This is a genomic window from Bradyrhizobium sp. Leo114, from assembly GCF_055229415.2.
On sequence record NZ_JBUYEN020000007.1, the window covers coordinates 97,542 to 110,371 of the forward strand.

At 63.2% G+C, this 12,830-nt stretch carries 10 protein-coding genes; 5 read left to right on the top strand and 5 right to left on the bottom strand.

Annotated elements, in window-relative coordinates:
• Positions 1 to 9 precede the first annotated feature (9 nt).
• Entirely contained in the window at positions 10 to 1,791 is a 1,782-nt protein-coding gene (locus ACZIRK_RS10560; protein ID WP_130225860.1) for an acyl-CoA dehydrogenase family protein, read from the top strand.
• A gap of 74 nt (positions 1,792 to 1,865) precedes the next feature.
• The gene (locus tag ACZIRK_RS10565) at positions 1,866 to 2,954 is read left to right on the top strand and encodes a Zn-dependent alcohol dehydrogenase (RefSeq protein ID WP_463327346.1); all 1,089 of its coding nucleotides are present in this window, start codon (positions 1,866 to 1,868) and stop codon (positions 2,952 to 2,954) included.
• 260 nt (positions 2,955 to 3,214) lie between these two features.
• On the opposite strand, the gene ACZIRK_RS10570 is transcribed toward ACZIRK_RS10565, so the two are convergent.
• From ACZIRK_RS10570 to ACZIRK_RS10590, 5 genes are all read right to left on the bottom strand, one after another.
• The gene (locus ACZIRK_RS10570) at positions 3,215 to 4,684 is read right to left on the bottom strand and encodes an amidase (protein WP_130225862.1); all 1,470 of its coding nucleotides are present in this window, start codon (positions 4,682 to 4,684) and stop codon (positions 3,215 to 3,217) included.
• A gap of 239 nt (positions 4,685 to 4,923) precedes the next feature.
• Positions 4,924 to 5,895 (bottom strand): iron exporter MbfA, encoded by a 972-nt coding sequence (gene mbfA / locus ACZIRK_RS10575; protein ID WP_130225863.1) that lies wholly within the window; start codon positions 5,893 to 5,895, stop codon positions 4,924 to 4,926.
• A gap of 68 nt (positions 5,896 to 5,963) precedes the next feature.
• Entirely contained in the window at positions 5,964 to 7,118 is a 1,155-nt protein-coding gene (locus ACZIRK_RS10580) for an alpha/beta hydrolase (RefSeq protein ID WP_130225864.1), read from the bottom strand.
• A 174-nt stretch (positions 7,119 to 7,292) separates the two neighbouring features.
• Positions 7,293 to 8,834 carry an acyl-CoA synthetase gene (locus tag ACZIRK_RS10585; protein WP_130225865.1) on the bottom strand — a complete coding sequence of 514 codons (1,542 nt, stop codon included), beginning with the start codon at positions 8,832 to 8,834 and terminating at the stop codon, positions 7,293 to 7,295.
• Between the two features lie 188 nt (positions 8,835 to 9,022).
• A complete protein-coding gene (locus ACZIRK_RS10590; RefSeq protein WP_130225866.1) occupies positions 9,023 to 10,195 on the bottom strand; it encodes an acetyl-CoA C-acetyltransferase in 1,173 nt (390 codons plus the stop codon).
• 147 nt (positions 10,196 to 10,342) lie between these two features.
• On the opposite strand from ACZIRK_RS10590, the gene ACZIRK_RS10595 reads away from it, so the two are divergent.
• The 3 genes from ACZIRK_RS10595 (at position 10,343) to ACZIRK_RS10605 (ending at position 12,821) form a co-directional block, all read left to right on the top strand.
• On the top strand, positions 10,343 to 11,014 hold the full coding sequence (locus tag ACZIRK_RS10595) for a TetR family transcriptional regulator (protein WP_130225867.1): 672 nt from the start codon (positions 10,343 to 10,345) through the stop codon (positions 11,012 to 11,014).
• A 60-nt stretch (positions 11,015 to 11,074) separates the two neighbouring features.
• Positions 11,075 to 11,833: an SDR family NAD(P)-dependent oxidoreductase gene (locus ACZIRK_RS10600; RefSeq protein ID WP_130225868.1), complete on the top strand. Its 759-nt coding sequence runs from the start codon at positions 11,075 to 11,077 to the stop codon at positions 11,831 to 11,833.
• A gap of 181 nt (positions 11,834 to 12,014) precedes the next feature.
• On the top strand, positions 12,015 to 12,821 hold the full coding sequence (locus ACZIRK_RS10605) for an enoyl-CoA hydratase/isomerase family protein (protein WP_130226642.1): 807 nt from the start codon (positions 12,015 to 12,017) through the stop codon (positions 12,819 to 12,821).
• The last annotated feature ends 9 nt before the right edge of the window (positions 12,822 to 12,830 follow it).

Consider the following 12,830-nt stretch of genomic DNA (forward strand, 5'->3'; position numbering starts at 1 on the left):
GAGATTTCAATGCAGCCGCTGAAACAACATCTAAACGCCGATATGGCCAACCAGCCGGGCCGGCTCGCGCCCGACACCTCGGGCATGAATTTCTACCAGGCTGATCCGGCGCTTCAGGACCTGCTGCGACTGCACCTGCCGGATGCGCTGTTTCGTCATATCGAGCCGCATCTCGATCGGCTCGGCGCGCTCGCCGGCGGCCCGCTCGATGAATGCGCGCGGCTTGCCGACCGCCATGTGCCGGTGCTGCACCAGCGCGACAAGTTTGGTCGCGACGTGCAGTGGATCGAATATCACCCGGCCTATCGCGAATTGGAGAAGGCCGCGTTCGGCGAGTTCGGTATTCACGCGATGTCGATCCGCAAGGGCATTTTGGGTTGGCCGGATAAATATCCTGTGGTGGCAAAACACGCCTTCACGTTCCTGTTCAACCAGACCGAATTCGGCATGGGCTGTCCGATCAACGTCACCGACGGCTGCGCAAAGCTGCTCGCGAATTTCGGCAGTGAGGCGCTCAAGACAAAATACCTCGATGGCCTGACCCAGACCGATATGGAAAAGCTGACCCAAGGCGGTCAGTTCATGACCGAGAAGGAAGGCGGCTCCGACGTCGGCACGCTGACGACGACTGCCGTGCAGGAGGGCGATCACTGGCGCCTCTATGGCGAGAAATGGTTCTGCTCGAATGCGGACGCCAAGGTCGTGATGCTGTTGGCGCGGCCGGAAGGCGCCGGCCCCGGCACGCGTGGCGTCGGGTTGTTCCTGATGCCGCGCTTCCTCGATGACGGCTCGCAGAACCGCTACCGGATCGTGCGGCTCAAGGACAAGCTTGGCACGCGCTCGATGGCGTCAGGCGAGATCAAGCTCGAAGGCGCGATCGCCTATGCGGTCGGCAAGCTCGATCGCGGCTTCGTGCAGATGGCCGAGATGGTCAACTCGTCGCGGCTATCCAATGGCGTCAAGTCGACTGCGCTGATGCGACGCGCGTATCATGATGCGATGACGGTGGCGAAGGGCCGCGTCGTGTTCGGCAGCCGCATCATCGACCTGCCGCTGGCGCGGCGGCAACTGATGAAGATCATGCTCGCAACCGAGCAGGCGCTGTCGATGAGCTTCCTGACCGCCGATGCGCTCGACCGCGCCGAGGCCGGCAGCCAGGACGCCGCGGCGCTGCTCCGCATCCTGACGCCGACCTTGAAATTCCGCGCCACCCGCGATGCGCGAAAAGTCTGTGGCGATGCGATGGAGATGCGCGGCGGCATCGGCTACATCGAGGAATTCGCCACCGCGCGGCTGTTGCGCGACGCGCATCTCGGCTCGATCTGGGAAGGCACCGGCAACATCGTCGCGATCGATGCCTTGAAGCGCGCCGTCGGCCGCCATGGCGCCGACGCGGCACTTGCCGCGGATCTCCACGCGCGGCTCGATGACAGCGCCAATGCGCCGCAGGCCTGGCGCAGCCGTCTGCATGAACTCACCGACCGCGCCATCGGCTTTGCACGCGAGGTTGCCAGCCGCATCGACAACGAAGCGGAAGCACGTCGTGCGACCAGCCTGCTTTACCACGTGGCAAGCGCGGTGACTCTCGCCTGGGAAGGCGGGCGCATCCATGAGATGTGCGGCGATGCACGGCGGCTGTTGCTATCGCGCCTGGTGATTGATCATCGCGTAGCGACCCACGATCCGTTCCGGCTAGCGGAAAATACCGCATCGCGCGCCATCACCGATCACCTGCTCGGCGAGCGTGCCGTCGGCATGGCCGAGGTTGGCGAATTGCTTCTCGCGGCGTAGGCTGTCTCTGCACCTCTCCCAAAGGGAGAGGTGCAGAGAGCGCGTCATAATAAAACAACAGAGGGGAAATACCGATGAAGGCCGCCGTCCTGTACGAAGTCAACAAGCCGCTCGTGATCGAGGACGTCAGCCTGCCAAATCCCGGACCGCGCGAAGTCTTGATCCGCACTTCCGTCGCCGGTCTCTGTCATTCCGATCTGCACTTCATAGAGGGACTCTATCCGCATCCGCTGCCTGCCGTGCTCGGCCATGAATCCGCCGGCGTGGTGGAGAAGGTCGGCTCCGATGTGAACTATGTGAAGCCGGGCGATCATGTCGTGACCTGCCTCTCGGTGTTCTGCGGCACGTGCGACAACTGCACCACCGGCCGTACCGTGCTCTGCACTGATACCACCGTGAAGATGCTGCCGGGTGCTTCCAATCGCCTGCAATGGAACAGGCCGGAGAAATTGAACCAGTTCCTCAATCTCTCGTCCTTTGCCGAGCAGATGCTGGTGCATGAGAATGCGATCGTGAAGATCCGCAAGGACATGCCGCTCGAGTTCGCAGCCCTGATCGGCTGCGGCGTCATCACCGGCTATGGTGCGGTCGTGAACACCGCGAGGGTGCAAGCCGGCGAGACGGTGGCAGTGATCGGCTGCGGCGGCGTCGGCATGGCCGCGATCAACGGCGCCGAGATCGCAGGTGCCGGGCGCATCATCGCGATCGATACCAATCCCGCGAAACTGCAGCTCGCAACCAAGCTCGGCGCCACCGACATCATCGATCCCAGGAATGGCGATGTGGTGCAGCAGGTGCGTGAGCTCACCGGCGGCGGCGTGCATCATTCTTTCGAGGTGCTGGGCCGCAAGGAGACCGCCGAGCAGGCCTTCGGCATGCTCGCAGCCGGCGGCACCGCGACCATCGTCGGCATGATCCCGTACGGCCAGAAGATCGAACTGCACGGCTTCGATTTCCTGCGCGAGCGCCGCATCCAGGGCTCGTCGATGGGCTCCAACCATTTTCGCGTCGACATGCCGCGCCTGGTCGAGTTCTACATGCGCGGCAAATTGCACCTGGAAGATTGGATCTCGGCCAAGCTGAAACTGTCCGAGATCAACGATGGCTTCGCCAACATGGAAGCCGGCAAGACGCTCCGCAGCGTCATCATGTTCGATAGTTGAGGCACTCTCTGTACGTCATGCCCGGGCTTGACCTGGGCATCCATCAATCTCCCGCAAAGAAGTCCTTGTTGGCGATGGATTGCCGGGTCAAGCCCGGCAATGACGGCTGTACGTCACGGCGTTACATGCACCGAGTTTTCCGCCCGCCATTGCGAGGAGCGAAGCGACGAAGCAATCCATCCATCCGCGAGCGTGGATGGATTGCTTCGCGGAGCCTGTCATCGGGCGCGCGTACGCGCGACCCGTTGGCTCGCATGACGCTAGTCGTCAAACATCTTCGGCGGCACGAAGCCGCCGAATTCGCGCTCGATCAATTCCGCCAGCTTCAGCGGCGTGCGGTCTTCCAGCCAGGGCCCCACGATCTGCACGCCGACCGGCAATCCGTCCGGCGCGAAGCCGGTCGGAATCGCCGTTGATGGAAGCCCAGGCAGCGTCGCGATTCCGGGCCAGGCGAGCTGGTCGGGATAGGCATATCCTTTGCCGTCAATCATGATGCGGCGCTTCTCCTGCTCGGGCGAGTGGTCGTGCGGATAGGCCGGCGTCGGCATGATCGGGCAGATCACCGCATCGAAGGTCTTGAACAGTTCGCGCCATTGCGCGCGGAGCCGGGTGCGGCCGCCGTCGGCCATCACCCAGTCGCGATGATTGAGCGCGATGCCGCGCAGCCGTTCGGCGGCGAGGCTGGTATCGCTCTCCGGTAGAGCCGCGGCGGCCTGCTTGGCCCCCTCATAGAGGTCGGGCGCGAAAGAAGCGGCGAGGAACGACATCAGTATCCGCATATAGAGCCGGCTCGATGCGGCGAAGTCCGGCAACAGCTTGCTCTGGCGCTCGACCTTGACGTCTGCCTTGGCGAGGTTGGCCGCGAGCTTTTCGATCGAGCCGCGTACCACCGAATCCGTTGGCATCACCGGGTCAGTATCGATCAGCAGCACGCGGAAGTCTTTCAGCGCGGCATGTCGCGGCGCCGGCAGTTCGAGCCGGTAGGCGCTGGAGTCGAGCGGATCGGGGCCAGCGATCGCATCGAGCAGCAACGTCAGATCGACCGCGCTACGCGCCATCGGGCCGATCACCGAGAGATCGCGATTGAATGGCAGCGGCGGCAGGGGAGGGGGCGTGTGACCGCGCGACGGCGCCAGTGCGTAGGTCGGCTTGTGCGCATAGACGCCGCAATGAAATGCCGGTACGCGCAATGAGCCGCCGATGTCGGAGCCGAGCGAGAGCGGGCCGTAACCTGCGGCGAGCGCGGCCGACGATCCGCCGGACGAGCCGCCCGGCGTGCGGCCGAGGTCGTAAGGGTTGTTGGTGGTGCCGTAGATGTCGTTGTAGCTCTGCCAGTCGCCGAGGGCGAGCGGCACGTTGGTCTTGCCGAGGATCACCGCGCCGGCATCCTTGACCCGCGCGACCGAGAGTGCGTCCTCGGTCGGCGTGAAATTCTTCTGTTCGGGAATGCCCCAGGTCGTCGGCAGGCCGGCGATGTTATAGGACTCCTTCACCGTAATGGGGATGCCGAGCAGCGGCTTTTGTTCGCCGCGGGCAAGAGCTGCATCGGCGGCGCGCGCCGCTGATAGCGCGCGATCGAAATCGCGCACGCAGACCGCATTGATCTTCGCATCGTGACGCTCGATCCGGCCGATCGCATCCTGCGTCAGTTCGACGGCGGATACCTGCTTTGCGGCGAGCGCCGCCGATATCTCGACCGCAGTCTTGAAACTCCATTGCGATTTGGCCAAGGCAGACTCCCAATGTGATGACTGGTCCGGCAGGGATGATGATTGCTTTGCCTGAGGCCCGCAAGCGTGAGGCATCACACATCATCGCGACGCGTGATCATCGCCGATCTGACAGCACCGATGCTTGACAGGAATTGCTAGAGCATGATCCGGAAAAGTGGACACCGGTTCTCCGAAAAAGATCATGCTCAAACAAAGAGCTAGAGCGGGATGACGATTCGAAGAAAAGTCATCGCGCTCTAGGCTGCGCCGATCAAAATGCCGACACCGAGCACGATCGCGCCGCCGAGCACGATCTGGAATACTGCCTGCAGGAACGGCGTATCCATGTAGCGCGAGCGGATGAAGGCGATCGCCCATAATTCGAAGAACACGATGATGCTGGCGATTGCGGTCGCAATCCAGAACGCGTTGGGCCACGCATCGGGAACGAGATAGGGCAGGGTGTGGCCGAGGCCGCCGAGCGTCGTCATCAATCCGCAGGTGATGCCGCGCAGCCACGGCGAGCCGCGTCCGGTCAGCGAGCCATCGTCGGACAGCGCCTCGGCAAATCCCATGCTGATGCCGGCGCCGATCGAGGCGGCGAGGCCGACTAGGAACGTCTGCCAGTTCTGGTGGGTGGCGAAGGCGGCGGCGAAAAGCGGCGCCAGGGTCGAAACCGAGCCATCCATCAGTCCGGCAAGCCCGGGCTGCACATATTGCAAGACGAACATGCGCCGCCGCGTCCGGTCTTCCTCGGCGCGCACGTCGGGCTTCAGGATATCGTCAGTGAGCCGGACGGCGAGGTTCTCGTGGTGTCGCTCTTCTTCGGCGAGATCGCCAAGCAGGCGGCGTACGCCGACATCCTGGGCCTGTTCGGCGGCCTTGGCATAGAAGCGCTCGGCCTCCAGCTCCATGGTCTCGACTTCCTTCCGGATGGTGTCGAGCGGCAAGTTCTTGGTCAGCCAGATCGGGCGGCGGCGCAAAAAGCCCTTTACGTCCTCGCGGCGGATCGGCGGCAGATGCGGGCCGAAACGCTGCTCGTAGAGTTCGAGCAGCCGGTGCCGGTGGCCGCGTTCTTCCTCGGCCATCTGCTCGAAGACCTTGGCAGTATCCGGATAGCGTCCGGCGAGATCCTCCGCGAAAGTCATGTAGATGCGGCTGTCCTCCTCTTCGGAGGCGATCGCGACCGCCAGCACTTCGCGCTCGGTCAGATCGGCAAAGTTCTTCACGGAAGCCGCTCTCTCATCAAGTTTAGAATTATTCTAAACTAGATAGAGCGGCTTGGCTACCGGGTCAATCACCTTCCGCCCTGGGCGTTGCGCAGAAAGGCGAGCAGCAGCCGGCTGACCTCCGCCGGCTGCTCCTGCTGCACCCAATGGCCGGCGCCATCGACCAGATGGCAGCCGATCATCTTGCTGCAGGCCTTCGACTGCATCGCCTCGAACACGCCGGGCCGCTGGTAGGTGCCCCAGTCCTGCTTTCCGGAGATGAAGCAGGAGGGCACGTCGATGGTGCGGCCCGACCATGTCTGCAGCTCCGGAACGAAGGCGCCGGAGGTGCCGCAGCGATACCACTGCAGTCCGCCCTGGAAGCCGTTGCGCTCGTACTCGGCGCTGTAGAACGCAAGCTCGTGATCCGGCAGCCATTGATTGGCGGCGATCTCGGCGGCCGACGGCATCTCTTTCGCCACAGTGGCGGCCATCCCTTCGGCAAGATCCATGATGTAATAGGTTGGCAGTTTCGCCAGCTCGCCCGCGGACCAGGACGCTAGCGGATAGGGCTTGTTGCCTTTCCAGTCCGCGCTCTTGTGGTGGTAGTAGGCGCGCAGGAAGTCATGCACGCCCTGCGGCGCGCGGTGCATGTCGGGATTGGCCTCGCGGGTGGAGTAATACCATTGGTAATTCTTGCGCGGCCGCGGCAATGCCGCGAGCTCACGATGCACCGGGTCCTCCACAGCCGGCTTCGCCGGCGCATCCGCGGTGTTGAACGGCAGCGACGGCGGGCCGCCGAATGGCGCGCTCATCATCGTCACCGCCCGGAACACGTCCGGCCGGATCAGCGCGCACCACGCCGCGACCGATGAGCCGAAATCATGCCCGATCACGGCATCGACGCTTTTGTAGCCGAACGCCGACACCAGCCCCAACGAATCGCGCACCAGATTGGTCAGGCGGAACGAGGCGAGATCGCCGTCATAGTCGCCATCCCAGCCGGTGGTGCGGCCGTAGCCGCGCTGGTCCGGCGCGATCACGTGGTAGCCGGCCTCCGCCAGAACAGGCATCACCTTGCGCCAGGAAAAAGCCAGTTCAGGAAAGCCGTGCAGCAGCAGGAGACAGGGCCGGCCTTTGGTTTCGAAACCGGCCTCGAGCACATGCATGCGCAGGCCGTTGATATCATCGACATAGCGGGAGCGTATGCCTGATGGGAGCGGAATGTCGGGGAGAGTGCTCATGGCGTTTCCATCCACGTCTTGTCATGTGCGCGACTGTAAAGACGTGGATGCGCAGGACAAGCCTGGACTGCCGAAGGGTGGGCAAAGCAAAGCGTGCCCACCATCCACATTCGGTGCAAGAAAGGTGGGCACGCTGCGCTTTGCCCACCCTACGACAACACTACAACTACACTCTTATGCCTTCGCCGGCTTCGGCCAGTAGCGGTCGCGGAGGTGGCGCTTGACCAGCTTGCCGGTCGGCGTGCGCGGCAGCTCAGCTTCGAAATCGATCGAGCGCGGGCATTTGATTGCAGACAGCCGCGATTTGCAGAAGGCGATCAGTTCAGCCTCCAGCTCCTTGCCGGCCGCAGCCATGTCGTGCGGCTGCACCACGGCCTTGACCTCCTCGCCCATCTCATCGTTAGGCACGCCGAACACCGCAACGTCGGAAACCGCAGGATGCGTGATCAGCACATCCTCGGTCTCCTGCGGATAGATGTTCACGCCGCCGGAGATGATCATGTAGCTCTTGCGGTCGGTGAGATAGAGGAAATCTTCCTTGTCGAGATAGCCGACGTCGCCGAGCGTCGACCAGCCCTTGGCGTTATAGGCGCGCTTCGTCTTCTCGGGATCGTTGTGATAGGTGAATGCTGGCGCATCGGCGAAATAGACCGTGCCGATCTCGCCGGGCGGCAATTCCTCGTCGTTCTCGTCCAGGATCTTCACCTTGCCGACCACAGCGTGGCCAACTGTGCCGCGGTGCTCCAGCCATTGCTGCGAGGTTGACACCGTGACGCCATTGCCCTCGGAGCCTGCGTAATATTCGATCAGGATCGGCCCCCACCACTCGATCATCTTGGCCTTGACGTCGACCGGGCAGGGCGCGGCGGCATGGATCGCGCCCTTCAGCGAGGAGACGTCGTAGCGTGTGCGCACCTCGTCCGGCAGCTTGAGCATGCGCACGAACATGGTCGGCACGAGCTGCGACTGCGTCACCTTGTGCTTTTCGACCAGCTTCAGGAATTCCTCGGCGTCGAAGGATTCCATGATAACAGAGGTACCGCCGAGCACGATCGCCATCATGTTGAAGCGCAGCGGAGCGGCGTGATAGAGCGGCGCCGGCGACAGATAGACGGTGTCCGCGTTCATGCCGCACATGTCGGCGCACAGCACCCGCAGGAACGGGTTCGGGACGTCGATCGGGTTACCCTCGAACTGCTTCTTGATGCCCTTGGGCCGGCCGGTGGTGCCGGAGGAATAGAGCATGTCGTAGCCGGCGATTTCATCCTTGATCGGCGTGGTCGGCTGCACGATCGCTTCCTTGTCGAAGGAGCGGAAGCCCGGCAGCGGCTCGTCCAGCATGAACCACAATGGTTCGCCCGGCTCGCCCTTGATGAGGCCCTTCACCTGCTCGGCACATTTCGGCGAGGTGATGAAGACCTTGGCGCCGCAGTCCTTGATGATGTAGGCGATCTCGTCGTGCTTCAGGTAGCGGCTGATCGCGGTGTAGTAGAGGCCCGCGCGCTGCGCCGCCCAGCAGATCTCCATGAAGGCGAGCCGGTTCTCCATCAGAAAGGCGATGTGGTCGCCGGCCTTCAGTCCGAGCGAACGGAACAGATGCGCGCCCTGGTTCGAGAGCTCGTCGAGCTCGCGATAGGTGATCGCCTTGCTGGTAGCAGCCATCCGATAGGCGATCTTGTCCGGATGCGTGCGGGCGTGGATCGAGGGGTGGGTCACGAACGTTTCCTTGGGGATTGTTTCTGTCGTCCCCGCGAAAGCGGGGACCCATAACCACTGATCGTGGCTTTAAAGTTGGGCTGGAGCTCCAGCCGGGCATAACCACGAAACCCTGTGGTTATGGGTCCCGGGTCAAGCCCGGGACGACACCTTTTGCGTGGTTGCTATTGCGACCAAACGGAAGTGGCTTACAGCCGCTCTACGATCGTCACATTCGCCATGCCGCCGCCTTCGCACATGGTCTGCAGGCCGTAGCGCTTGTTGCGCTGCTTGAGCGCATTGATGAGCGTCGTCATCAACTTGGTGCCGGAGCCGCCGAGCGGATGGCCGAGCGCGATGGCGCCGCCATTGACGTTGAGCCTCGCGGGATCGGCGCCGGTGGTTTTCAGCCACGCTGTCGGCACCGAGGCAAAGGCTTCGTTGACCTCGAACAGATCGATGTCGTCGATTGTCATGCCGGCCTTCTTCAGCGCGCGTTCGGTGGCGGGCAGCGGCGCCTCCAGCATGATCACGGGATCATGGCCCAGCATGCTCATGTGGTGGATGCGCGCCAGCGGCTTGACGCCGAGCTGCTTCAGCCCCTTCTCGTTGACGACGAGCACGCCGGAGGCGCCGTCGCAGATCTGGCTCGAGCTCGCCGCCGTCAGCTTGCCGTTCTCGGCGATCAGCTTGACGCCCTTGATGCCCTCGCGGCTGGCATCGAAGCGGATGCCTTCGTCGATGTGATGGGTGTCGGTGGTGCCGTCGGCGCGGGTGATCTGCACCGGCACGATCTCGTCCTTGAAGTGGCCGGCCTGGGTTGCCGCAATCGCGCGCTGGTGGCTGTTATAGGAATACTCATCCAGCTCGTCTTTGGACAGGCCGTATTTCTCCGCCATCATCTCCGCGCCGGTGAACTGGCTGAACATGATGTTGGGATAGCGCTTCTCGATGTTCGGGCTCTTGTAGTAGCCGAAACCGTTCTTCTGCGGTAGCGACGAGGCAAGGCCCATCGGCACCCGTGTCATCGATTCCACACCGGCGGCGATCACGATGTCCATCGAGCCGGACATCACGGCCTGCGCCGCGAAATGCAGCGCCTGCTGAGAGGAACCGCATTGCCGGTCGATCGAGGTGCCGGGCACGCTTTCCGGCAGCTTCGAGGCCATCACCGCGTTGCGCGCGATATTGTTGGATTGCTCGCCGGCCTGCATCACACAGCCCATGATCACGTCCTCGATCGCGGCGGGGTCGGCACCGGAACGCTCGACCAGCGCGTCCAGAACGGTCGCGGCCAGATCGGCCGGATGCCAGCCGGCAAGACGTCCCCCCTTGCGGCCGCCGGCGGTGCGAGCAGCGGCGACAATATAGGCCTCGGCCATGCTTGGTCTCCCTTAAGTGTTCTGGATGGGCGTTTCAAAGATGGCGGGATTAAAAGGGCGGCTACGGATTTAGTCAATCAATCAATTAACTCTTGAGGTCAGGCGCGGCATCGGGTTATCTGCCAGGCGGACGTTCCGGCAGGGAAGATGGCAGCGCAGCTAAATACCAGTATACCAACGCGCCTTCCGGCGGGCAGAAACGCCACGGCGGAAAAGCTATTGGTCGCCGCGAGCGAATTGATGATCGAGCGCGCTTCGATCGACGTGTCGCTGTCCGACATTGCCCAGAAGTCCGGCGTCAACGCAGCGCTGGTGAAATATCATTTCGGGAACAAGGACGGGCTATTGCTGGCGCTGCTCGCGCGCGATGCCGCAACCGAGATGTCGCAGCTCGAATATCTGGTCGCGCAGCCGATCGCGCCGACCGCCAAGCTGCGGCTGCACATCGCTGGCATCATCCGCGCCTATCACCAGTTCCCCTATATGAACCGGCTGATCCATTATCTCCTGCACGAGAGCAGCCCGGAGGCCGCCGACGAAGTGTCAAAATTCTTCATCGCGCCGCTGCTGGATTTCCATCGCCGCCTGCTCGACGAAGGCGTGCGAGCCGGGGAATTTCGCGAGGTCGATCCGGTGCTGTTCTACACCAGCCTGATCGGCGCCTGCGATCACCTGTTCTTCGGCCGCCACGCGATGTCGCGCGCGACCGGCGTCGGCCCGGTCACCGACGACGTTTGCCGCGAATACATCAAGCATATGGAAGCGCTGATCTTCGGCGGCATGCTCAACCCTTCAAAGCAAGGTGCTGCAGCCGAGTGACCTTCGAGTTCTGGAAGTCCCAAGTCTAGAGAAAGAAACGCCCAAGGAAAGGTTGTACCCATGCAGTTGAAAGACGTTGCTGTTCTCATCACCGGCGGTGGCTCCGGCCTTGGTGCCGCCACCGCGCGCGCCATGGCCGCCAAAGGCGCCAAGATCGGCGTGCTCGACCAGAACAAGGAAAATGCCGAGAAGGTCGCCGCGGAAGTGAAGGGCGTCGCGCTTCACGCCGACGTCACCAGCGAGGAGCAGGTGAAGACCGCGATCGCCAAGGCGGAAGCCGCGCACGGCATCGCGCGCGTGCTGATGAACTGCGCCGGCATCGGCGGCTCGCAGCGCATCGTCGGCAAGGACGGCGTCTATCCGCTGGAGAAGTTCACGCGCATCATCAATGTCAACCTGATCGGCACCTTCAACATGCTGCGCCTGTTCGCGGAGCGGCTCGCCACCGCGCAGCCGATCGGCGAAGAGCGCGGCGTCGTCGTCAACACCGCTTCGGTTGCGGCCTATGAAGGCCAGATCGGCCAGATCGCCTATTCCGCCTCGAAGGGCGGCATCGTCGGCCTCACCTTGCCGGCGGCCCGCGACCTCGCCAGCCTGAAGATCCGCGTCAACACGATTGCACCCGGCATCTTCTTCACCCCGCTGCTGATGGGTCTGAACGAGGAGGCGCGCAAGAGCCTCGGCGCCCAGGTGCCGCATCCGGCCCGCCTCGGCGAGCCCGATGAATATGGTGCGCTCGCGGTGCACATCGTCGAGAACGCAATGCTCAACGGCGAAACCATCCGCCTCGACGGCGCCATCCGCATGGCCCCGCGGTAGGTTTCCCTTCTCCCCTTGTGGGAGAAGGTGGCGCGGATGAAATCCGCGACGGATGAGGGGTTCTCTCCGGCTGGCAACCCCTCACCGTATCGAATGCAGGGCTGGTGCCGGCGTAGCCCTCTCCCACAAGGGGAGAGGGCGCAGTAACTGGCATCGCGTTCGGGTGAAGCAGGAGTTAAGCGTGTCGCAACCGCTTCTGATCGAACATCACGACGGCGTCGATCGGGTGACGCTCAATCGCCCCGAGAGCCTGAACGCGCTCGATCCCTCGCTGATCGATGCGCTGAATGTCTACTTCCAGGGCCTGCAGCGCAACCGCGACACGCGTGTCGTGGTGCTGAAAGGCGCGGGTGAGAATTTCTGCGCTGGCCTTGACCTCAAGCACGCGATGCAGCGTCGCGCCGGGCAGCAGGAGCCGCCTGGGGTCACCGAGTCGCTGGACTCGCAGCGGCGCATCGCTGACATCGTGATGCTGATGCGGCGCTGTCCGCAGCCGATCATTGCGCTGATCCAGGGCGCGGCCGCCGGCGGCGGCTTCGCACTGGCGCTCGCTTCCGATATCCGCATCGCGACCAGATCGGCGCGAATGAATTGCGCTTTCATCAAGCTCGGCCTTGGTGGCTGCGATATCGGCACCAGCTATTTCCTGCCGCGTCTCGTCGGCGTCTCTGTTGCGTCCGAACTGATCCTCACCGGCCGCTTCATTGGTGCGGAGCGCGCGCTCGCGGTCGGCCTTGTCTCGGAGGTGGTGGAAGAGGGCGGGCTTGATGCGGCCGCCGAGCCTTATGTCGAGGCGATGCTGACGGCGTCGCCCGTGGGCCTGCGGCTCTCGAAGGAATGCCTCAACATGAGTGTCGATGCCGGATCGCTGGAAGCTGTCATCGCGATGGAGGACCGCAACCAGGTCCTGTGCAGCCGTTCGGAAGATTTTGCGGAAGGTATCAGGGCCTTTCTCGAAAAACGAAAGCCTGTGTATATCAGGCGATAGCAACAAAGA

Bases quoted from the DNA above. Each gene is read 5' to 3' on its own strand.
- ACZIRK_RS10590 (WP_130225866.1), bottom strand. From the start codon at position 10,195: ATGGCCGAGGCCTATATTGTCGCCGCTGCTCGCACCGCCGGCGGCCGC.
- ACZIRK_RS10560 (WP_130225860.1), top strand. From the start codon at position 10: ATGCAGCCGCTGAAACAACATCTAAACGCCGATATGGCCAACCAGCCG.
- ACZIRK_RS10595 (WP_130225867.1), top strand. From the start codon at position 10,343: ATGGCAGCGCAGCTAAATACCAGTATACCAACGCGCCTTCCGGCGGGC.
- ACZIRK_RS10580 (WP_130225864.1), bottom strand. From the start codon at position 7,118: ATGAGCACTCTCCCCGACATTCCGCTCCCATCAGGCATACGCTCCCGC.
- ACZIRK_RS10600 (WP_130225868.1), top strand. From the start codon at position 11,075: ATGCAGTTGAAAGACGTTGCTGTTCTCATCACCGGCGGTGGCTCCGGC.
- ACZIRK_RS10565 (WP_463327346.1), top strand. From the start codon at position 1,866: ATGAAGGCCGCCGTCCTGTACGAAGTCAACAAGCCGCTCGTGATCGAG.